Annotated in this window: 25 protein-coding genes; 9 read left to right on the top strand and 16 right to left on the bottom strand. The window is 50.0% G+C overall.

Annotated elements, in window-relative coordinates:
* Positions 1 to 116 precede the first annotated feature (116 nt).
* Positions 117 to 1,340, top strand: coding sequence for a sensor domain-containing diguanylate cyclase (locus JIG40_RS09215; protein WP_199465205.1), 1,224 nt, complete (start codon positions 117 to 119; stop codon positions 1,338 to 1,340).
* 67 nt (positions 1,341 to 1,407) lie between these two features.
* On the opposite strand, the gene JIG40_RS09210 is transcribed toward JIG40_RS09215, so the two are convergent.
* The 3 genes from JIG40_RS09210 to JIG40_RS09200 form a co-directional block, all read right to left on the bottom strand.
* Complete coding sequence (locus JIG40_RS09210) at positions 1,408 to 2,463, bottom strand: serine protease (RefSeq protein ID WP_199465204.1); 1,056 nt, start codon at positions 2,461 to 2,463, stop codon at positions 1,408 to 1,410.
* 153 nt (positions 2,464 to 2,616) lie between these two features.
* Positions 2,617 to 3,750: a glycine cleavage system aminomethyltransferase GcvT gene (gene gcvT, locus JIG40_RS09205; RefSeq protein ID WP_199465203.1), complete on the bottom strand. Its 1,134-nt coding sequence runs from the start codon at positions 3,748 to 3,750 to the stop codon at positions 2,617 to 2,619.
* A gap of 303 nt (positions 3,751 to 4,053) precedes the next feature.
* On the bottom strand, positions 4,054 to 4,677 hold the full coding sequence (locus JIG40_RS09200) for a helix-turn-helix domain-containing protein (RefSeq protein WP_020329103.1): 624 nt from the start codon (positions 4,675 to 4,677) through the stop codon (positions 4,054 to 4,056).
* Between the two features lie 438 nt (positions 4,678 to 5,115).
* On the opposite strand from JIG40_RS09200, the gene JIG40_RS09195 reads away from it, so the two are divergent.
* From JIG40_RS09195 to JIG40_RS09180, 4 genes are all read left to right on the top strand, one after another.
* Positions 5,116 to 6,423, top strand: a complete 1,308-nt coding sequence (locus JIG40_RS09195) for a serine hydroxymethyltransferase (RefSeq protein WP_020329102.1) — start codon at positions 5,116 to 5,118, stop codon at positions 6,421 to 6,423.
* Between the two features lie 97 nt (positions 6,424 to 6,520).
* The gene (gcvH, locus tag JIG40_RS09190) at positions 6,521 to 6,901 is read left to right on the top strand and encodes a glycine cleavage system protein GcvH (protein WP_020329101.1); all 381 of its coding nucleotides are present in this window, start codon (positions 6,521 to 6,523) and stop codon (positions 6,899 to 6,901) included.
* Positions 6,902 to 6,954: 53 nt separating this feature from the next.
* Positions 6,955 to 9,819, top strand: coding sequence for an aminomethyl-transferring glycine dehydrogenase (gcvP, locus tag JIG40_RS09185; RefSeq protein ID WP_199465202.1), 2,865 nt, complete (start codon positions 6,955 to 6,957; stop codon positions 9,817 to 9,819).
* 158 nt (positions 9,820 to 9,977) lie between these two features.
* On the top strand, positions 9,978 to 10,910 hold the full coding sequence (locus tag JIG40_RS09180) for an SDR family oxidoreductase (protein WP_199465201.1): 933 nt from the start codon (positions 9,978 to 9,980) through the stop codon (positions 10,908 to 10,910).
* 10 nt (positions 10,911 to 10,920) lie between these two features.
* Here the strand turns inward: JIG40_RS09180 and JIG40_RS09175 are convergent, their stop codons facing one another.
* Complete coding sequence (locus JIG40_RS09175; RefSeq protein WP_233933373.1) at positions 10,921 to 11,487, bottom strand: hypothetical protein; 567 nt, start codon at positions 11,485 to 11,487, stop codon at positions 10,921 to 10,923.
* A gap of 274 nt (positions 11,488 to 11,761) precedes the next feature.
* Here JIG40_RS09175 and JIG40_RS09170 point away from each other — a divergent pair, with 274 nt between their 5' ends.
* On the top strand, positions 11,762 to 12,763 hold the full coding sequence (locus tag JIG40_RS09170; RefSeq protein ID WP_020329097.1) for a phospholipase A: 1,002 nt from the start codon (positions 11,762 to 11,764) through the stop codon (positions 12,761 to 12,763).
* A 72-nt stretch (positions 12,764 to 12,835) separates the two neighbouring features.
* Here JIG40_RS09170 and JIG40_RS09165 read toward each other — a convergent pair whose 3' ends face one another.
* Positions 12,836 to 13,357 carry a DUF2058 domain-containing protein gene (locus tag JIG40_RS09165; RefSeq protein WP_199465200.1) on the bottom strand — a complete coding sequence of 174 codons (522 nt, stop codon included), beginning with the start codon at positions 13,355 to 13,357 and terminating at the stop codon, positions 12,836 to 12,838.
* A 98-nt stretch (positions 13,358 to 13,455) separates the two neighbouring features.
* Positions 13,456 to 14,025 (bottom strand): DUF3750 domain-containing protein, encoded by a 570-nt coding sequence (locus JIG40_RS09160; RefSeq protein ID WP_020430331.1) that lies wholly within the window; start codon positions 14,023 to 14,025, stop codon positions 13,456 to 13,458.
* Between the two features lie 176 nt (positions 14,026 to 14,201).
* Here JIG40_RS09160 and JIG40_RS09155 point away from each other — a divergent pair, with 176 nt between their 5' ends.
* The gene (locus JIG40_RS09155) at positions 14,202 to 14,564 is read left to right on the top strand and encodes a DnaJ family domain-containing protein (protein ID WP_199465199.1); all 363 of its coding nucleotides are present in this window, start codon (positions 14,202 to 14,204) and stop codon (positions 14,562 to 14,564) included.
* A 1-nt stretch (position 14,565) separates the two neighbouring features.
* Here JIG40_RS09155 and JIG40_RS09150 read toward each other — a convergent pair whose 3' ends face one another.
* The 10 genes from JIG40_RS09150 to thpR all read right to left on the bottom strand — a co-directional run bounded on the left by JIG40_RS09150 (position 14,566) and on the right by thpR (position 19,691).
* On the bottom strand, positions 14,566 to 14,841 hold the full coding sequence (locus tag JIG40_RS09150) for a nitrogenase-stabilizing/protective protein NifW (RefSeq protein WP_024375284.1): 276 nt from the start codon (positions 14,839 to 14,841) through the stop codon (positions 14,566 to 14,568).
* Between the two features lie 100 nt (positions 14,842 to 14,941).
* Positions 14,942 to 15,529 (bottom strand): cold shock and DUF1294 domain-containing protein, encoded by a 588-nt coding sequence (locus JIG40_RS09145; RefSeq protein ID WP_020329090.1) that lies wholly within the window; start codon positions 15,527 to 15,529, stop codon positions 14,942 to 14,944.
* Between the two features lie 85 nt (positions 15,530 to 15,614).
* Positions 15,615 to 15,950 carry a hypothetical protein gene (locus tag JIG40_RS09140; RefSeq protein WP_199465198.1) on the bottom strand — a complete coding sequence of 112 codons (336 nt, stop codon included), beginning with the start codon at positions 15,948 to 15,950 and terminating at the stop codon, positions 15,615 to 15,617.
* A 133-nt stretch (positions 15,951 to 16,083) separates the two neighbouring features.
* Entirely contained in the window at positions 16,084 to 16,626 is a 543-nt protein-coding gene (locus tag JIG40_RS09135) for a hypothetical protein (protein ID WP_199465197.1), read from the bottom strand.
* Between the two features lie 106 nt (positions 16,627 to 16,732).
* A complete protein-coding gene (locus JIG40_RS09130) occupies positions 16,733 to 17,167 on the bottom strand; it encodes a hypothetical protein (protein WP_020329087.1) in 435 nt (144 codons plus the stop codon).
* Between the two features lie 103 nt (positions 17,168 to 17,270).
* Positions 17,271 to 17,687: an Rrf2 family transcriptional regulator gene (locus JIG40_RS09125; protein ID WP_075990141.1), complete on the bottom strand. Its 417-nt coding sequence runs from the start codon at positions 17,685 to 17,687 to the stop codon at positions 17,271 to 17,273.
* Between the two features lie 92 nt (positions 17,688 to 17,779).
* Positions 17,780 to 18,412, bottom strand: a complete 633-nt coding sequence (locus JIG40_RS09120; RefSeq protein ID WP_199465196.1) for a LysE family translocator — start codon at positions 18,410 to 18,412, stop codon at positions 17,780 to 17,782.
* 27 nt (positions 18,413 to 18,439) lie between these two features.
* A complete protein-coding gene (locus JIG40_RS09115) occupies positions 18,440 to 18,772 on the bottom strand; it encodes a hypothetical protein (RefSeq protein ID WP_199465195.1) in 333 nt (110 codons plus the stop codon).
* Between the two features lie 13 nt (positions 18,773 to 18,785).
* Positions 18,786 to 19,076 carry a YciI family protein gene (locus JIG40_RS09110; RefSeq protein WP_020329082.1) on the bottom strand — a complete coding sequence of 97 codons (291 nt, stop codon included), beginning with the start codon at positions 19,074 to 19,076 and terminating at the stop codon, positions 18,786 to 18,788.
* 75 nt (positions 19,077 to 19,151) lie between these two features.
* Positions 19,152 to 19,691 (bottom strand): RNA 2',3'-cyclic phosphodiesterase, encoded by a 540-nt coding sequence (thpR, locus tag JIG40_RS09105; protein ID WP_199465194.1) that lies wholly within the window; start codon positions 19,689 to 19,691, stop codon positions 19,152 to 19,154.
* Positions 19,692 to 19,851: 160 nt separating this feature from the next.
* Here thpR and JIG40_RS09100 point away from each other — a divergent pair, with 160 nt between their 5' ends.
* Both JIG40_RS09100 and catB read left to right on the top strand, forming a co-directional pair.
* On the top strand, positions 19,852 to 20,802 hold the full coding sequence (locus tag JIG40_RS09100) for a 2-dehydropantoate 2-reductase (protein WP_199465193.1): 951 nt from the start codon (positions 19,852 to 19,854) through the stop codon (positions 20,800 to 20,802).
* Positions 20,803 to 20,865: 63 nt separating this feature from the next.
* On the top strand, positions 20,866 to 21,501 hold the full coding sequence (gene catB / locus JIG40_RS09095; RefSeq protein WP_199465192.1) for a type B chloramphenicol O-acetyltransferase: 636 nt from the start codon (positions 20,866 to 20,868) through the stop codon (positions 21,499 to 21,501).
* The last annotated feature ends 168 nt before the right edge of the window (positions 21,502 to 21,669 follow it).

The raw sequence follows: 21,669 nt of genomic DNA, 5'->3' as shown, positions 1-21,669 counted from the left end.
AGTGTTTCAGGCGCATGATCCTCAATCAAACCCCAATTTCCACATCGTCGTCCTTTAATCTGGAGGTCAAGTGCCTTCTGTTTACACTCGTCATCGTATTTCTTATCAATACTCCGATGCGCTATGTGAAATCTGACAAAGAATCCGATTTCGCCGTCCAGCTTAAAACACTGGAGGAAACATTGATCCTCAAACGCAATCTGGCCGCCAGCTTTCTTGCTATTGGTGACTCGCAAGTCGCCGAACAATATTTTGATTCTAAGTCCGCATTCCTTGACCTATCCAAGCAACTCCTCTCGGCGCAATCATTGATTAAGTCGATGGAAATCGTTTCAAAGAATCCTCCTTCCGGTTATCGCTATTCGAAATGGGTCAATGCTTATAACAGCTACTACGCAAGCAGCCTCAACCGCCAGCAAACCCAACTGCTTATCGCGCCTCAATGGGGTGTATTTACTGAATTTAAAGCTATCTACCGCGACCAACGTCATATCGGTTACCTGGTGCTTGAGATCCACCTGAAAGAGTTTTCTGATATTGGCAGAGACAACATGCTGCTGGTTAACGATGTGGGTACGGTCTACTCCAGTTCTCGTGTCGGCATCGAGAGTATGAGCAATCTGGGCGATACTTTTCCTAAGGTATGGCAGGATTTACAGCGCAGTAGCCGCTTTGCCGGGTTATTGGAGTATGACGACTTCAGCTTTATTTACCGTAAGTTAGATCTGATCGATAACAGCAAAACTTATCTGGTGAAAGTTGTCGATAATCACGAACTGGTTCCGCCCTATTTCTACCTGATTCTTATGTTTGGCAGTATCACAGCCGGTGTCAGCCTCTACCTCTATCGCATTCGCAAAGACAAGCTGGAGCTGAGCAAAATCACTTTCACCGATGAACTTTCCGGGCTGCATAATCGGCACTATCTGAAAAAAGTCAGTCGTCAATTGACGCCAGACGGCCGCTATTACTTGTGCATTCTCGATATCGACCATTTTAAATCGGTGAACGATAAGTATGGTCATGATATCGGCGACCAAGTCATTAAGCGTGTGGCATCCGTCATTAAAAGCCGCATCCGTTTAACCGATTATGCGTTCCGCTTTGGCGGTGAAGAGTTTGTGGTGGTGATCAAAACCGATTCAACAGAACAGGCCGTACGTATCTTCGATCGAATTCGCGAAGATGTTGCGCGCTTTGTTCAGGCTCCTAAAGTGACGATTTCCGGTGGCGTCTGGCCGGTTGTAGAGTCTGTCGACGATGCCATTAAGCAAGCCGACCGCTTACTCTACATGGCCAAAGAAGGCGGGCGTAATACCATTTTGAGCGAAGCCGCTTAACTCGATGCCAAAAGAAACAGGCAGACGCGATTACTGCCTGCCTGTTTATCTACCCGATACAAAGCGCTTAGTGTTCTGAAGAGATGCGTTTGCGCGTTCGCCATAAGCCAAGTGCCAGCAGCAATGCAAACCCAGCCAGCCCCAGAGAACCGCCGCCACCACTGTCCGACGACGTCGAACTCAGACCGAGATAAGCCAAGCGTTTCGCATCAGTCGCCGTAAAGGCAGGTGTTTCCGTTCCGGCCAGCACGCTGTTAATCCAACTGGTGTAATCGTACACTTCAGTAAACACGGCATCCGCATCAGAGTTAGTCCAGCCAGTACCGCAGGTCGTTGGACCAAAGCTGACAATACCAACTTGGGTTAACGAACCACTGACATTTCGATATATCGGGCCGCCAGAATCACCCTGACACGTACCATTGTCGAGCCCTGTTGAAACGCTATAGTCACCTTTAAAGCAAAGCTGTTTACTGGTTAAAGAAGGCAAATCCAATTGACATGTTGTGTTCGACACATAGGTCATATCCGTGACTAACAGATCATTGGTGTTGTCTACCCCAGTGCTTGTATTGCCGTGACCAACAGCCTCAAAGACATTGTCGTTGGTATCATCATCTGTGCCATTTGTTCCTAAGCGATAGGTGTCATCACTGGGGATATCGGTATAGTCAACCACATTGAGGCTCGATTCCAGTTTGATAATAGCGATGTCGTTTGGCCATAAATTGGTGGATGAGTCTTCGTAATCAGGATGGTAATAGAACTCCGAAGCCCGCACAGTCTCAATGCTGCCGTTGGGAAAAGCAGATTCATCATCCGTTTGACCGACCACGGTAAACAGCATGTAATCTTCGTCCAGATTGCCCGAACCATCAAAGATGCAGTGCGCGGCCGTGAGCACATGCGTCGCGTCAAGCATGGTGCCGCCGCAGTAACTGCCGACGCCATACACGCCGTCGAATTCAATACGATCGTAAAACAGGCTGACAAAAGATCCGTATGTACTGACACTGGTCGACGTACCATTAACAATATAAGTCGTGACATCGGTGGTGGCCGCGAATGAGGGAATTGCAGAAAGGGAATACGTGAGCGCCGCCAAAGCCTTCCATTTCTTCATGTCTATATCCTTTAAGTAAAAGTTCTCAGATAGTACTTGATACGTAATATTCAGCAAAACTCTCTTTACGCGTCTTTACATTGCTAAACCAAAGTATGAATGATAAATAAAAAAACAGCCCCTCAAGAGGGGCTGTTTTTTCAGTATCTCAGATTAACCGCGGTAGTAGCGTTGCGGTACAAACGGCATTTTTTCAACCAACATTGGCAGCATTTTACCGCGTACTTCAGCAAACACTTCCGTGCCAATTGCAGACAGATCCGCGCGCACGTAAGCCATAGAGACTGGGATACCCGCAGTTGGACCGGCAGTGCCGCTGGTCACGATGCCAATTTTTGCGCCTTCAGCATCAAACAATTCAGTGCCTTCACGCACTGGTGCTTTGGTTTGACCAACCAGACCCACACGCTTACGTGACACATCTTTCGTTGCGATTTGAGACAGAATGATATCCGCACCTGGGAAACCGCCTTCACGCGCGCCGCCCGTGCGACGAACTGGCTGAATTGCCCACAGCAGGCTGGCTTCAACTGGCGTGGTGGTTTCATCAAGATCGTGACCATACAGGCACAGACCGCACTCCAGACGCAGCGAGTCACGCGCGCCCAGACCAATCCACTCTACCTCTTCAAACGCCGTCAGCGTACGAGCCAGTGCTTCTGCTTTGTCAGCCGACACAGAAATTTCGTAACCATCTTCGCCCGTGTAACCACTGCGGCTTACGATGCAGTCGATGCCATCGATTTGCACTTGCTGGATATCCATAAACAGCATGTCAGCGACCGCTGGTTGCAGGCGAGCCAACACTTCAGCCGCTTTTGGGCCTTGCAGAGCCAACAGAGCGCGGTCGTCAATGATTTCCAGCTCAACACCTGATGGCAGATGTGCTTGCAGGTGATTGATGTCTTGTTCTTTACACGCTGCGTTCACGACGACAAACAGATGATCACCCAGGTTAGCCACCATCAGGTCATCCAGAATACCGCCCTGCTCATTAGTAAAGAATGCGTAACGCTGCTTACCTTCGGCAAGATCGACCACATCGACTGGAACCAAAGTTTCCAGCGCCGCCGCCGCACCTTCACCGTGCAGACGAAGCTGACCCATGTGTGAAACGTCAAACAGACCTGCTGCTTCACGAGTGTGCAAGTGCTCTTTCTTTACGCCCAGAGCGTACTGCACCGGCATATCGTAACCCGCAAAAGGCACCATCTTCGCGCCAACTTCCAAATGAAGCGCGTGCAATGGTGTGATCAGGAGTTCTTGTGTCGCATGTTCTTGAGTCATTTTCTTCTCCATTAAGCCAGACTCAGTCTTTCGAGTGTAGCCGCTAGTGTTTAGCAAAAACTGTAGCAAAAGTTCCTATCAGGAAACCATGTTTCCAATAGTAAACAAGGATGCGCCTGTTTTAGCGTATTAACAAGTTCAAAACAGTGCGAATTGTCATAATTAACAACTCAATCACATTTAAGGCTGCAAAAGAAAAACGCCGCAACGACGATATTCTCATCACTGCGGCGCATTTTTCTTCAATTCACAACAAAAAGCAAACGGTTGCCTTCACTATAGGAAATTTTTCAGTTTTTCACTTTATTTGGCCGTGACCCACAAGATCAGCGCATCTTCATCGCTCACCGAGACCAACATATGCCCCATATTGGCGTCGTAATACACACTGTCACCTTCTGCCAGCAGAACCGGTTCATAGAACTCACTGTAAAACATCACCTCACCTTCGAGGATCAGCAGGAACTCTTCACCGTCATGGCGAACCCAGTCACCATACTCTTCAAATGCACGTGCCCGAACCCGGCTTTTGAACGGCATCATCTTTTTATTCGACAGCTGAGTAGCCAGCAATTCATGCTCATAAGTTTGGGTCGGATGCGGTTTACCCAACCCTTTCTTGGTCACATCGCGACGGCCGCTTGCCATGATTTTCTTAGGTGGCTCAAAGAGTTGTGGCATGTCAATTTGTAAACCATGCGCCAGTTTCTGCATCGCCTGAAACGTTGGAGAGATCTGTTCGTTTTCGATTTTGCTGAGTGTTGAACGTGCCAATCCAGTACGCTGACTGGCTTCTTCCAGCGTGATGCCGAGCTTGGCGCGAATGTCTTTAATACGCTGACCGAGCTTAAGCGGTTCAATGTTTTGGTCGCCGGATTCCTTGGCGAGAGTCAATGATGGGTACTCATCATAAATGTCTTCTGACATGCTTTCCCTCGAATATTTATTCTTCCTGTAGTGAAAAAACATTGTTGCACGAAGCTACAGATTGATTAAAGACCACAATGGGAAATAAAGCGTGCTTTAGGTAGCAAAAACAGAAACCATGTTTCCTATAGGAAATTTTTGATTGATTGTTCTTTTTACAGGGAGTATGTTACGTCCTTGTTAGATGAAGAGATGCAAGTTACCGCGTTCAAGTGGCAAGGATTTAACATTTGGCTGCGGGTTTGGACCCTGTTTTTGGGGTCAGTTATCAGTGCAAACACCACGAGAAGCCTTGGGGCTCACTCGCGATTGAACCGATAGCAGTGATTACGGAACAACCAACACATGCAGGATTTTGCTCAGGCAGAATCGAATAAGAAGGACCGACGAGCAGCAAGACGCTCAATCGCTCGTCAGATTATGGGAAGGTCATCTACCATGAACGCAAACGTGAACAAAGCTTACCAAAATCACAGCCTGGAGAGTTTCTTCTCCACGAACCTAGCAGCTACGGACGATGCGGTATTTGCCGGCATTCAGGCCGAATACACCCGTCAAAACGAACAAATCGAACTGATTGCTTCTGAGAACATCGTGTCTAAAGCAGTCATGCAAGCACAAGGCACCTGCCTGACCAACAAATACGCTGAAGGCTATCCGGGTCGTCGTTATTATGGCGGTTGTGAGCACGTCGACAGCGTTGAGGCGATTGCTATCGAACGCGCGAAGTCGCTTTTTAACTGCGAGTACGCAAACGTTCAACCTCACTCTGGCGCACAAGCGAACGGTGCCGTGATGCTGGCTCTGCTGCAACCGGGCGATACCATTATGGGTATGTCGCTGGACGCTGGCGGCCACTTAACGCACGGCGCACGCCCAGCCCTGTCTGGCAAATGGTTTAACGCCGTCCAGTACGGTGTAGACCGCGCAACCTTGGAAATCAATTACGAAGACGTGCGCAAACTGGCGCTGGAAAGCCAGCCGAAGCTGATTATTGCTGGTGGCTCAGCCATTCCACGCATCATTGATTTCAAAAAATTCCGCGACATCGCTGACGAAGTCGGCGCGCTGTTGATGGTTGATATGGCGCACATCGCCGGCTTGGTTGCCACAGGCGCTCATCCAAGCCCGCTGCCACACGCACATGTTGTGACCACCACCACACACAAAACCCTGCGCGGCCCGCGCGGCGGCATGATTCTGACCAACCACGAAGAGATCATTAAGAAGATCAACTCGGCAGTATTCCCTGGCCTGCAAGGTGGTCCATTAATGCACGTGATCGCGGCAAAAGCGGTTGCATTTGGCGAAGCTCTGGGACCTGAGTTCTCAAGTTATATTGATTCGGTGATCGATAACGCAAAAGTTCTGGCCGAAGTATTGCAAACTCGCGGCTGTGACATTGTGACTGGCGGAACCGATACACACCTGATGCTGGTTGACCTGCGTCCTAAAGGATTGAAAGGCAACGTGGTTGAGCAAGCACTGGAGCGTGCGGGAATCACATGTAACAAAAATGGCATCCCTTTTGATGAAGAGAAGCCTATGATTACTTCGGGCATTCGTTTAGGTACGCCTGCTGGAACCAGTCGTGGTTTCGGTCGTGAAGAATTTAAACTCATTGGTGAGTGGATTGGCGACGTGCTGGATGGCTTAGTTGAAAGCCCTGAAGGTAACCCGGAAGTGGAACAACAAGTTCGCAAGCAGGTTAAGGCGCTGTGCCAGCGCTTCCCGCTTTACCAATAAACAGTTAATGATGCCTAAGGCGCATAAACGTCAAACCCGATTCAAACGTTTATGCTCACCTTAGGCAGCAAATTCGATACATTTTGGAGATTATGCAATGGACAAAACACTGAAGTTTACAGACAGCCATGAATGGGTGCGCGACAACGGTGACGGTACAGTAACAATCGGTATCTCTGAGCACGCTCAGGAAATGCTGGGCGATGTTGTGTTTGTTGAACTACCAGAAGTAGACAGCGAATGCGATGCTGGCGAAAGCTTCTCACTGGTTGAATCTGTAAAAGCAGCTTCTGATATCTACGCGCCTGTATCTGGTGTGATTGTGGAAGTGAACGAAGACCTTCAGGATAGCCCAGAGCTAATCAACGAACAGCCATACGAAGGCGGCTGGATTGTTAAAGTGAAAATGTCTGACGCGGCCGAACTGGACGATCTGAAAGACGCCGAAGAGTATCTGAGCTCTATCGAAGAAGACTAATGTCTCAGAATAAAGCTGCCCCTGCGGGCGGCTTTTTTTCAAGGTAAAGGAAAATGACTGAATTACTTCACAGCCTAAGCACTCAAAATGAGTTTGTTGCCCGCCACAACGGACCAAACACCGCTGACCAAGCGAAAATGCTCAAAGCGATCAACGCGGCTTCTTTGGAAACGCTGATTGCAGAAACCGTTCCAGCGAACATTCGTCTGGAAAAGCCAATGAGCCTTGCACCAGCGAAAAGCGAAGCCGACATGCTGACTGCCATGAAAGCGTTCGCACAACAAAACCAAATCAAACGTACTTTCATCGGTCAGGGTTACTACAACACTTTCACGCCAAACGTCATTCTGCGTAACGTGATGGAAAACCCGGGCTGGTACACCGCTTACACGCCATACCAACCAGAAATTTCTCAGGGTCGTCTTGAATCGCTGCTGAACTATCAACAAATGGTGATGGATCTGACGGGGATGGAAATCGCGAACGCCTCTCTGCTGGACGAAGCGACCGCTGCTGCGGAAGCGATGGCACTGTGTCACCGCGCGGGTAAGAGCAAGAGCAATGTCTTCTATGTGGCAGACGACGTTCACCCGCAAACCATCGAAGTGGTGAAGACTCGTGCGGCTTTCCTGGGTTTTGAAGTTCAGGTTGGCGCAATCGATTGCCTTGCAGAACAAGACGTGTTCGGTGCTCTGCTGCAATACCCAAGCACCACGGGTGAAGTTCGCGATCTGACGGACATCATCGATAAAGCGCACGCGAACAAGACATTGGTGACGGTCGCGACTGACCTGCTGGCCAGCACGCTGCTGAAACCTGCCGGCGAGATGGGCGCAGACGTAGTGATCGGTTCTGCACAACGTTTCGGCGTGCCGATGGGTTACGGCGGTCCGCACGCAGCCTTCATGGCAACACGTGATGCGTACAAACGTACCATGCCAGGCCGCGTCATCGGTGTGTCTATCGATGCTAAAGGCAACCAGGCACTGCGTATGGCGATGCAAACTCGTGAGCAGCATATTCGCCGCGAGAAAGCGACCTCCAACATCTGTACCGCTCAGGCGCTGCTGGCAAACATGGCCTCATTCTACGCCGTATTCCACGGCGCTGAAGGTCTGCGTACTATCGCTCGCCGCACTCACCACCTGACTGCGATTCTGGCCGCTGGACTGACCAAAGCTGGCTTCGAACTGGCTCACAACAGCTTCTTCGACACCATCACCATCAATTCAGGTGCCAACACTGACGCGCTGTACCAGAAAGCACAGCAGGCCGACATCAACCTGCGTAAATTGCCTGTTCAACTGGGCATCAGCTTAGATGAAACCACCAGCATCGCTGATATCGAAGCGTTGTTTGGCGTGTTCGGCGTCAGCGAAAGCGTTCAGGCTCTGTCTGCCTCCATTGAAGCGAACGAGTTTGCTGCGATTCCAGAAAACTGTCGCCGTACGTCTGAATACCTGACTCACCCGGTATTCAACACGCACCACAGCGAAACGCAAATGATGCGTTACCTGAAAAAGCTGGAAAACAAAGACTTCTCTCTGACGCACGGCATGATCCCACTGGGCAGCTGTACCATGAAGCTGAATGCAGCGGCAGAAATGATTCCGGTGACTTGGCCAGAATTTGGCTGCATTCACCCATTCGCACCCAAAGATCAAGCAGCAGGTTATGCGGCTCTGGCCAGCGATCTGAAAGAGAAACTGTGTGAAATCACGGGTTATGATGCATTCTCGCTGCAACCAAACTCGGGTGCGTCAGGCGAATACGCAGGTCTTATTGCGATTCAGCGCTACCACGAAAGCCGTGGCGAAGGTCATCGTAACGTCTGTCTGATCCCAAGCTCAGCGCACGGTACTAACCCGGCAACCGCATCGATGGTTTCGATGAAAGTCGTGGTGGTGAAATGTGATGACAACGGTAACGTGGATATCGCTGACCTTGCAGAGAAAATCGAAAAACACAAAGACAACCTGTCTGCCATCATGATCACCTACCCTTCTACACACGGTGTGTACGAAGAACAGGTTCGTCAGGTGTGCGAAATGGTACATGCCGCTGGCGGTCAGGTTTACCTGGACGGCGCGAACATGAACGCTCAGGTTGGTCTGACGTCGCCAGGCTTTATCGGCTCTGATGTCTCGCACCTGAACCTGCACAAAACGTTCTGTATTCCTCACGGCGGCGGCGGCCCGGGTATGGGTCCTATCGGTGTGAAATCGCATCTGGCACCATTCCTGCCGGGTCACATTGAAGGCGGCCTGGAAGGCACAGATTTCGCTGTTTCTGCCGCGGATCTGGGTAGCGCCTCTATTCTGCCAATCTCTTGGGCTTACATCGCGATGATGGGCGCAGAAGGCCTGACCAACGCGACTGAAGTGGCGATTCTGAACGCGAACTATGTGATGGAGCGTCTGCGTCCTCACTATCCTGTTCTGTACCGTGGTGCGAATGGCCGCGTTGCGCACGAATGTATTATCGACATCCGTCCGCTGAAAGAAGAAACCGGCATTAGCGAAGAAGACATCGCAAAACGTCTGATGGACTACGGTTTCCACGCGCCAACTATGTCGTTCCCGGTTGCGGGCACGCTGATGGTTGAACCAACAGAATCAGAAGATCTCGCGGAGCTGGATCGCTTCTGTGATGCGATGATCGCGATTCGCGAAGAGATCAACCAAGTTCATTCTGGTGTATGGCCACTGGCAGACAACCCACTGGTGAACGCACCGCATACACAAGTTGACCTTTCAAGCGACGAATGGGTTCACCCGTACTCGCGCGAAATCGCCTGCTTCCCTTCCGCGCAAGCGAAAGCCTCGAAGTACTGGCCAACAGTCAACCGTGTCGACAACGTCTACGGCGACCGTAACCTGATTTGCTCTTGCCCGAGCATTGAGAATTACCAAGAGTAATTACGTTTTTAACGTACACGCAAAAGGCGAACCTTAAGGTTCGCCTTTTTTATTGGCCTAAGATGAATACACACCAACAGCACTATCAGGATTGACTCTAAACTTAACTTTAACCTTAGGATGTCTCATCACCACTCCTGATTGAAGAGAAGTTAACGATGCAAACAATATTAGGCGCCAATGGACAAATTGGCAGTGAACTGGCCCTGAGCCTCAGACGAGACTTCACCAGCGACATTCGCTTGGTCAGCCGTCGCCCGCAGAAAGTGAATGACACCGACCAGCTATTTCAGGCCGATCTGCTCGACCCGGAACAAACATTGCGCGCAGTGGAAGGTTCAGAGACTGTTTACCTGACCGCTGGACTACCAATGGATACACAGCTATGGATGGCGCAATGGCCGACATTGATGCGCAATGTGATTGCGGCATGTGAAACACAAGGGGCAAAACTGGTTTATTTCGACAATACCTACATGTATCCGCAAACCAACGTGCCACAACATGAAAACACGCCGTTTCAACCAAACGGTGGTAAAGGAAACGTTCGCGCTCTGATTACGCGCATGCTGCTGGAAGCGATGGAGCAAGGAAGAGTAAACGCCGTGATTTGCCGCGCTCCGGAATTTTACGGTCCGGGAAAAACGCAGAGTGTTACCAATTCCACCATCATCGACAGCTTGCTGAGAGGCAAAACAGCCAAAGTGTTCCTGCGTGATGATGTCAAACGCAGCCTGATTTACACTCCGGATGCCAGTCGTGCGATGGCTTTGCTGGGCAACACACCCGATGCTTATGGCCAAACATGGCACTTGCCGTGCGATGATAACCGTCTGACTTACCGTGAATTTGTCGCTCTGGCTGCCACAACTTTCGGCGCACAGCCCAAATATCGCGAGTTAAAACAGTGGCAACTCTGGTTAGCCGGCAAAGTCAGTCCAACCATTCGCGACGCGGCAGAGCTGTTACCCCGCTACAAAACCGACAATATTTTTGTTTCAGACAAGTTCAAGCAGCGCTTTCCCGCTTTTCAGATCACAACCTTTGAGCAGGGATTGCATAACATCTGGCTTGAACGCCAGACAAGATAAGCAAAAACGCTTAGTCGCGATCCCACGGGTACACCGTTTCGTTGCTGTGTTGCTGGAAAAAGCGATAGTTGTGCTGCATGTAATCGTCTTTTTTCAGTGCTTTGAGATCCCACAGACTCAGATCAAGCTTGAAGTGAAAATCCGCATTGGTTAGTTGCAGTTGAGTGAACTTCGGTTTGGCAAGACGATAAACCGCACTCTCCGGCGTTTTACAATCAAATGTGACGGTCTCACTCGCTTCATTGTTGACGGTAAGCTGAGCCTGATACGGCATCGCCGAATCGCATGGTGCATCCTTCACGAAGGTAAACAAGAAATGCCCATTGTTGGTGGTGTTGAGGAAGATCGCCAGATGATGATCAACATCGACCTGGCGGTATATCAGCTGTTTGGAATGATGTTCCCGCGCGCTCTGCATTGCGGTGGTATCCAGGCTGATGAACTGACTGTCCACCCAGAACCATTGCAAGCCATGGTCCATGAACGTGAGCGCACGATACGAATGAAATCCTAAATAGCCAAACACCACAAGAAAACCCGTGCTCAGCAACACCAACCATTTAAACAACTTAGACATGAGTACATCTCGGACAAATTGCGGCAGCTTTCCCGGCGATGGGCGCACTTTCCGCTTAAGATAATCCGGCATGATGCAAGGCCAACCGCTATGCTGTCAATCATGACATTATCAATAGGTAATGTTTCCTATTCAGACTTAATGGATGGATTCAAGGCTGACCAACCATCACAGTTATCGTTTTTAGCGTCCGAATAACAATACTCTTACGTCCTGCTTTCAAAGCCCATTTATAATACAGAGGCTTACCCTAATTGAATGCTAAGGAAGTGACATGGACGCAACCATGAAGACGACACTGCTAGCCACGACGCTGCTTATGTCGCCTTTGCTGAAGGCGCAAGAACTCAGCGAGTATGACCAGTGTCTGCTGACCACCACCAAATCACACAGCGGTGAAATGACCATTGATCAGGTGCGTGAGCGCTGCCAGTCGATGAGTGAACAGCCCGCCCCGGCAGAACAGGAAGACTTGCTGAGTCAGCGGCGCGAATCGGAAAAAAGCACCGAGTTCCGCCCATTTGTAATGACGGCGCACCGCATGAACTACATTCTGCCTATCGTCTATACCGACAGCATTAATCGTAAAGCGTATGAAGACACTGGCTGGGCCGATGGGCTGCGCAAAGCAGAATCGGAGTTTCAAATCAGTTTTAAAGTCCCGCTCAACTACACCGATTTGCTGTTTGAAGATGATGCGCTGTTCTTTGGATTTACCCTGCGCTCGTACTGGCAGGTCTATTCTGAATCGATTTCGCGCCCTTTCCGTGAAACCGATTATCAGCCCGAGCTGTTTTATTTCACGCCGACCCGTTGGCAACCGTTTGGTGGCAATACCTGGCTTGGGTTCGGTATTGAGCACCAATCGAATGGCCAAAGGCAGGATCTCTCACGCAGTTGGAACCGCATTTATGCGTCACTGACCTACGAGAAGAATCGCTTGGCTCTCAACCTGCGCCCGTGGTGGCGTATTCCGGAAAAAGACAAAACCAGCGCGGACGATCCCAATGGCGATGACAACCCGGATATCCTCGATTACATGGGCCACTTTGAGCTGACTGGTGCCTACAAATGGGATGATCTGGCAATTAACTTCACCGGGCGGGAAAACTTCGCCACTAACAAAGGTTATGCCGAACTCGGTCTCACGTTCCCGATTTGGGGCAAAGTCCGTGGCTACGCGAAATATTCCACTGGCTACGGCGAAAACCTGATTGATTACAACCACAATCAGCAGCGCTTTGGCTTAGGGATTGCCATCACTGACCTGTTATAAGTTTGCTTAATCCCCGCCCAAAAAAAGCCCGGACAATCACTGTCCGGGCTTTTTCCTTTCACAACACCGTCACTACCACATCAGGTCATCCGGCACGACGAACTCTGCGTATGGATCATCTTCATCCACCACATCACTGGACGCAACCTGCTGTTCAATGATGGTTTGCTCATCACGTTGGGCAATTTTGTTCGCCACACTGCTAGGAATGACCACGTAAGTGTCTTCGTAGCGGGCAATCGCTACGATGCCTTTGATCAGTTGTTCACGAAGCAGCGAGGTGACGTAAAGGGATTTCACCAGGGTACCATCGGTGAAGTTGTATTTGATGTCGCCATCTTTGGTGTTGAGCTTGTTGAGTTCAATCAGCTGTTTCACCTGCGACTGAATTTCTTTACTCAAACGTGCTTCGTTCTTTTGCGTGTTCAGTTCTTTATCGCGCTCTTGCTGTTGGCGTTTTTGCTCTTCAACCGCAGCTTTGACTTCGCGCGACTGAACGCGCGATTTCTTTGCGCCTTTGGTGACTTTCTTGAATTTCTTCTCGTTCACCAAACCTGCTTTTAACATTTGCTCCTGGAGCGTAAGTTTTGCCATGAGATGTCTACTTTCTTTTGCGTTTTGCGCATTCTATCGGCTCAGCCCCTGCAAATAAAGCGACCTGATGAACACCTTCCAAACTCGTCAGCAATTTTCTACTTGCCATATCCACTGCCGATGGCGCTAAACGGCATTTTCAGCCCTAACTCCGGTACTTGACGCCCAACCCAAGCCGGGAATGTATTACTGTTCGGCCCGGGAAACAGCGTGTATTCGTTCGCCCACGGATAAACCGCCACCACATCCTGCACTTTCGGGATCAGTTGTGCGGCTTTCTCACCCTGAATGGAGAGCACTTTTTCTGGTCGCGCGCCATACCAATAGCGGTCGGGCGTAGCGGTTTGATACTGGTACAAAGCAGGCTGACCGCGATCGACTCGCCACCCCACGACCTCATACACGGTGTATTCCTCAGCGTTTTGTGGTTTGACGGCCATCCAGGTATGCACCGCAAACCAGCCACGCCAGCTAAACGCGTCTGCGGCGTAAAACTCTATCACTGCCTGGCGATTATTCTGTGGGTCTGGCGCGATCCCAGCAGGTTCACGGCTTGCTGTACGCCAGTCACTTTGCGTACAGGCACTCAGCAGCGCACCCGTTGCCAACACCAGCCATTTCGCCGACTGTTTAAGCGGTTTCTCAGCAACGCGATAGATTCGTTTCATGTTCACACTTCCTGTTGTCCCTGTCTTACGCTCGAAAGTCACTTTATCAGACCCTTTTCGGATTAGGAAATCCTTCACCACTTGGTATATACGAAGCTGACGACACCGAGAATCATTACCCGGCTTGACCTGACGGATTGCAGGCGTAAGCTGACCGGATAAGAAGGAGCGCAACCATGAGCCTATTGGTCGACAGAATTGCAGAGCAGCGCATTCAGGCAGCCTTGGATGAGGGTCAACTCAGTGACCTACCCGGTAAGGGCGAGCCGTTGAGCTTGGACGATGACAGCATGGTGCCGCCAGAGCTGAGAATGGGGTATCGGATTCTGAAAAATGCTGGCTATATTCCGCCCGAATTGGCAGAGCGCAATCAGGCACTGCAACTGTGTGATTTGCTGGCCCAGTGTCAGTCAGGTAGTGACGAGCATGTTGACGCGCTCTTTAAACTTCGCCAGATAGAGCTGCGCATGCGGCTCAAAGGGCTCGATACCCGCTTTCTTTATCGCTATCTCAATAACAGAACATCTAACCAAACTTAGTTCAGCGGCGCTGACAGGATGTGCAGCCCCGACACGCAGAACGCGTATGTGGATCCAATCGGCCACGCTGAATTTTGCAATACGCGTTTTTCAGCGCCCGCCGGGCCGCAAACCAATCCTGCGGCTTTTCCAGCAGTAAATAGCCATTAAAACGTTTGACGAGCGGCTCACGATACTCTTCGATAAATCGGCTATCAAAGTCGATGTCGAAATAGGTCAGCGCTTGCTCAATCGACGTGAAACTGGCAATGATCTGCTGAATGTTCTTGTCGCTCACTGAATAAACCTCCGTAACAGAAGGTTCAGTCTACAAACCTAAAACGCCCGCTGCATTGATTTCGCGCGGGCGTTTTTGAAATGGGTTTCGCAAACGCGAATCACAGAATCAGATGCGTCAGCCGACTGATCACTTCGTGTCCGGGTTGGGAAAGCGTCCAGATAAATCCGGCGATATTGATGAAAATGGTCAGCCACAGAATGGTTTTAAATGGCTGCTTTTTCGATTTATGCCGAAGCTGACTTTGTGCCAGCAGCGCTCCGGGCCAGCCACCCGCCAGCGCCATAGCGTGCAACTGACTTTCTGGAGTGCGCCAGTTGCCATGTTCGGCAGCCCGCTTGTCGCTTGCATAAGCCTTGTAGGTCAGGATGCTCATCACCAAGTAAAGCGGAATAAACAGCACGGATCCGCCCAGCAACAGCGTAGCGCCAGAGACAAAGACCAAAAACGTGCCACCGAACAAAGTGGTCAGCGATAAGGCTTTCAACCCTGTCAGCTCCACATTGACCGCATTCAACCGACCTTTACTGTCCTGTTCAATATCGAACAGCACGGTATCGTTTTTCGCCAATCGTTTGGATCTGCTTTTCATGGCTGAAACATGAACAAAGATTTTACTCTTGCCGTCCGGAGCAGTAATAAATCCATACCCCTTGTCGTCATGCCAACGTGTTATTTTGCCTTTCACTTATTGTTATATCTCAGCCAATGTTTGTTTTTAGTAAGCTTAAACCACTTCAGCCTGAACGCTAGCAATGACATTACCGTCACTATTACTGCATGCGACGAATGTTCAACCAGAATGACTGCTGACACGTATTAATAAAATGCTTGCGCTTGGGCGTGATATTTATTGTCTCAGGTTCATGCACGACGTGATAACTGATCCAGCACTCCGCACACACCATCTCATTCAATGAATGCTCGAACGTTTGCTCAACCGACTGGTGAACGACAACCCCGTTGGAGAACGTTACCGTCTGCTCACGAGTACAGAGCTGTTCTCCGTTGTCATCCAACGTGATTTCTTCGGTGATTTCACGCTTGGCAATGGTCACAAGCGCATTGTGATCCACAATAGCGGCCACATAAAAATGAAGGTCGTTCATAAGTTCGGGAGAATGAAATTGAGGCTGATATTGTGCCACGCTTGCCCCGTTTCGGCATCCTTAGGAAGGTTAAATCTTTGACAAAACAAAGGCGAACGCTACGTTCGCCCCGGGATGAAAGAACACGTTCGGCTCAGTATGTTTTACTTTTCTGTTCCTTGTCTTTCTTCATCATTTTGTCTTGATCCATTTTTCGGTCGAGTTTTGCTTCACACTCTTTCGCGCTGCGGCCATCTTTCTCACAGGCTTTGAGTTTCATCATGTACTCTTCACGCTCTTGTGCCGTCATCGCTTTGGAATTGGCTTTATCCATCGATTTGTTGGCTTTGTCTTTGCTCTTTTCTTTGGATTCTTTGTGCATTGAGCCCGATTTACCATCCTGCTTCATCTGACGGTCCATTTTCGCTTCACACTCTTTCGCACTGCGGCCATCTTTCTCACACGCTTTGAGTTTACTCATGTACTCTTCGCGCTCTTCATCCGACATACCCATCTTTTCATGCATGGCATCCATGTCTTCGTCGTCCATCATCATGCTTTGACCTTGCATCATGCCTTGGCCTTGCTGAGCATTGTCCGACATCATCGAATTACTTTTCTCGTTGGCATGAGCAAATGCAAATACCGAGAAACTGCAGGTTAAACCAATCAGCCATGCCGTTGTCCATTTGTTCATCGTCATTCTCGCTTGTTCCGGTTGAATACCTCCTACAGTGTAGTTCAACCTTCGACAGCGTGGAGTGTGCAGATCCAATTCCTTTTGGCTCTGCATACTCCAAATATTACGCTTTTGCTTTGACTGCGTCAGAAACGGGTGCAGCAGTACTTTCAGCCTGCGCGGCCATCAGTGCTTTGACCTCTATTTCCTTGATTTTCTTACCCATCGCTGCCTGAAAAACCTTAAACATCAGACCGCTGAAAAAGCTGCTCAGCGTGATGGTAAAAAATGCCGACACAATTAGATCCACCAGCCAATATGAGCTTTGGACCACCACGGGCTGGTATATCGCAACACCGGCAATCACCACCCAATGGCTCATGCAGTAAAAGCAGCGAAACAGGTAACCTGTCATGTGTCCCAAACGTTCAGTGAACGCACGCAGCGGTGCAAACAGCTCGGTTTGAGTGATGGTGATGGAAATGCTGGCGGCCCCGATGGCCAGTACCAAACAAACCCAAATACTGTGCAGTAATTCTTGGTCAATTAGTGTATTCATAAGCACGCCTCCTAACGTAACTCAAAAAGTTACAATATGAGATAAGCGAGATCAACACCAAAATTTACAAGGTTATTTTTTAAGCAGCATGGTTTGAGAGAATCTACTCAAGTTGAGCGATGAATTCCTGACTCAGGTCAGCCAGAGAGATTTGCGAAAAACGCTTAAGCAACAGCGATTCGGCCTCTTGCAACACTTCTCGCAGCGAAGCATTCACCGCTTTTTCGACCACGCAGTTGGGGTTGGCGTTATCAAAACCGATCGAGAAAATCTTTGGTTCCCCGACCGCCTGATAAATATCCAACAGCGTCACACGCTGTAAATCACAAGAGAGTGTCCAACCCCCGCCCTGCCCTTTGGCCGAAGTGACATAACCCGCTTCACGCAGGCCCGCCATGGTGCGACGAATCACCACCGCATTGGTGCCGAGCATGGTGGCAAACTGCTCTGACGTCATCGGCTGTTTAACCAGATGCAACAGAATATGCAGAACTCGTGAAAGGCGGCTGTCTAGTCTCATCGTATGGAATTGTCGTTGAAAGGATCAGGCCGCCATCTTAACAAGCAGAAGCGTGAAGACCAACGGCCAATTTATAAGGAAGACGAGTCAAATCAGGAACGTGAACTCAGCAGCACACCGCCACCCATGGTAATGAACAAGCTGCCGCTCACTTTAGCCATGACCTGTTCAAAGCGGCCACGACTGACTTTCTGCCCCAGTTGTGTCACTAACCACACATAGGCCAGATGTACCGACGTTACCGTCACCGCGATGGTCAAAAACATCACGGCAAACTGCTCGCTATGCGGGTGCGTTACATCGAGAAACTGTGGTAAAAAAGCTGACAGAAAGATCATAGTTTTCGGATTACTGGCGGACACTAGAAAAGATTGGCGAAACAGTTGGCGATTGCTCTTTTTCGCGCCGTTGGCTTTACGTTCGATGATCGGCAAGCCTTGTTGTTTCTGACGCAAAGCTTTAACGCCAAGGTAAATCAGGTAGGCGCCGCCAAGCACTTTCATCACCAAAAACCACATCGGCATTTTACTCAGCAGTTCTCCCACGCCGAGAGCCACCAAGCAGACAATAATCAACTGACAGCTGAGATTACCCAACACAGTGACAAAGGTGGTGCGCCAGCCATACTGCACCGCATTTTTCAGCACTAGCAGTACGTTCGGCCCTGGTGTCAACGTGGTCGCCAGATACGCCAGAGCAAACATCATCCACAGTTCAATACTCATCATTCTTCCTTGATTGAAAACACACGCTTACCCCAGCCACACCATAAGGCCACTGATAAGTAACAATAAAAAGCCAGCGATACCCACAGACAGCGAAAAGCTCAGGTTGTTGTACACTTCTGTGCTATCCCTATCATATCTCGCCAAATCAACATCAGCCATTGAGGTAGAAGACGACACCGCCTGACCAGGAACCTTATCGTAGGTGATGTAGCCAAGTCCAATCGCAGCCGCACCAGTGAAGGCAATATAATCAACCCAAGTGATATCAGCAAAATAAGGAATGGTCAGTTTTGCTGCCGCCGCTATCGCCACAATCACCACCAGCGATTGCAGGATGGATTTCAGAAATTGGTTCATTCTCTCTATCGCCTTATGTTGTGCGCAACCACGCTAATTGCGGCGCCGTTTTGCTGGCGACAAATTCGGTCACATCGTAAGCCGCGAGCCCGTGCACAAAAAACGGATCCTGCGCCAGCACCGCATCGAGATCCGCCCGGCTTTCAGCCTGAGCAAGAATAACACCACCAGTGCGTGGTTCTTTACGTCCAGAGGCGAGAAAATGCCCCGAAGCGTAGTAACGATCCAGATAATCAATATGATCCGCGAGATGCGGTTCCACATCCGCCAAGTCAACCAGATAAGTCAGAGAGACCACAAACATAAGCGCTATCCTGCATTGAGTGAATTCCGAACAGCAATCATTATGTCATTGATTTCATAAATGAACAGTCTTTGTTCATGGTGAGAGGAGAACTTCCTCCAGCGCTTCGTAAATCAGTTTGTTGTCCACCCGCTTGCTTTCCATCAACGCAATGGAGTGTACAGGTAACGTAAAGGGTTTAATATGCAGCGCTTTCAAGCTGGTATTAAGTACCACATGTCTGCCCAGCGTAATGTGCGGAATGTAAGATCGATTTTCCGGGCTGAAAGGCGTATCAACCAGCTTCATTCTCAACTCCGATTGCAGCGTCATCAGTGGCAGGTGTTCAGCCACTCCCAGCCAGACAAGCTGACGGCCTTTGATATTGAAATGGCCAAGACGATCAATACGCAGCACCATCGGCGCACATTCAAGCTCATGCAATAAGCCTTTGAGCGTGGGTAAATGCTCACTTGCAACGTCACCGATAAATTCCAGCGTGAGATGAAAATTTTCGCTGTGGGTAAACGTGCCGTTGTCTGCATGTGCTTTTAGCGTGTCCCGCTCTTGGCTAAGCCGCGCCTTGGCTTCATCAGCAAAAGTCAGTGCGAAGAAACAACGTTTATCTGAGCTCATCATCCGTTCCGTTTGGTAGCAATAACTAATGATACGCCACAACTTCTTTACCCGGTGTGCAATATTTCAAAGCTTTGTATGCCCAGTCAAAGCGCTGGTCGCGTAAGCAGATAAGGTTTAACCTGTTGACTCAGATTAACAAGGTCACAGGAGGAGAACCTTGAAATTCGCAATTTTAGGCGCTGGCGGCATTGGATGTTATTACGCAGCGCGCTTGCTCAACGCGGGGCACGATGTGGTTCTGGTCGCCCGTGGCGCGCACCTCGAGGCTCTGAAAACCCAAGGGCTATCGCTGACTCATCCCGATTTTTCTTTTGCAGGCAAAGTGAACGCCACTGACATCGCAGGCCTTTGCGAGCACTCTAACGCCGCTGATTTCGATCTGCTGATCCTCGCTTCCAAAGGCAGCACCACGGCGCCGATTCTTGAACAGATGCAAAGCTGGCTCGCATCCAGCCCGGTGCCAATGTTATCGATTCAAAATGGTGTCACCAACGAACAAGTAATTGCCGATGCGCTCGGCGTTGAGCGCACGATTGGTGGCCTGGCGGTCAAAATCGGCGCCCATGTGCTCAAGCCCGGAGTGGTGGAAGCCACCGGCATGGCGCAGATTGATTTCGGTGCTTGGCCGAACGCCGCGCAAAACCCGGCTATGCAGCCATTTCTAAAGCAGCTTGCGAACGTGTTCAGCGATTCAGGTATCCCCAACCAGTTGTATGACGATGTGAGTTACGCATTGTGGCGCAAACTGATGATCAATAATGCGGTCAATCCGATTACCGCGCTGACGATGAAAGACACTGGCGTGGTGACGCGCGATCCGGTGCTACGCCGCACAGTGCATGCCATCATGCAGGAAACCGCGCGCGCAGCGAGTGTCGCAGGTGTAACAATGACTAAGCAGGATGTCGATGCCATGTTCGAACTGATCTGTCAGTTTGACCCGATCAAAACGTCCATGCTGGTCGATCGCGAGAAAGGCCGCCCGATGGAGATTCACGAAATCTGCGATCCGGTGATTGAAAACTGCCGCCAATTGGGTGAACCAGCCTACAACACCGAACTGATCAGCCAGCTACTGCAACACGCCAGTGGGCAACTGTCGGCCTAATCATTTACACTCGCCCATTATGTTTCGAGCGACAAAACGGCAAACTAACCAACAGGAACCGCTGTGAGCAACTACTTTGACAGCCCGTTTTCAGGCAAACCGTTAACTGAGCAGGTGACCAATCCCAATATTCACGTTGGCCGCCACAGTTACTATTCCGGCTATTATCACGGCCACAGTTTCGACGATTGTGTCCGCTACCTGAACCCAGATCGCGATGATGTGGATCGACTGATCATCGGCGCATTCTGCTCCATCGGTTCTGGTGCGGTATTCATGATGGCGGGCAATCAGGGCCACCGCACGGACTGGATCAGTACGTTCCCGTTTTTCTATATGGAAAACGAACACTTCACCGATGCCGCTGATGGCTTTGTCCGCTCGGGCGATACCGTGATTGGCAATGATGTGTGGATTGGTTCAGAAGCGATGATCATGGCCGGTGTCACCATAGGTGATGGTGCCGTGATTGCCAGTCGGGCGGTGGTGACCAAAGATGTCGCGCCATATGAAATCGTCGGTTCAAACCCAGCCAAACACATTCGCTTTCGTTTTGAGCCCGAGCAAATCGAAAAGCTACTGGAAATGCAGTGGTGGCACTGGTGTGATGCACAGCTTAAAGGTGCAATGAAACTGCTGACCTCCGGCGATATCGATGGATTGTATCAATACTGGCGAAGCAAAATCCGTAACCATTAAACCACGCAAAACCTGTCTTTAATTTTCCAGTTTTCATCCTCCTATGACGGCGTAAAAACCGTCATGTGTCACACACTTTTGTGGCTCGTTGTGGCTGGATATTTTGTCGCATTCCATTCACTTTCGGCACTTTTCTTAAACTCTTTTTACCCTTAAGTAACAAATAGT

Source organism: Vibrio sp. bablab_jr001, from assembly GCF_016464285.1.
Classification (GTDB): domain Bacteria; phylum Pseudomonadota; class Gammaproteobacteria; order Enterobacterales; family Vibrionaceae; genus Vibrio; species Vibrio fluvialis.
The sequence above is the reverse complement of the archived record's forward strand: the minus strand, read 5'-3'. Positions and strand labels throughout refer to the sequence as shown.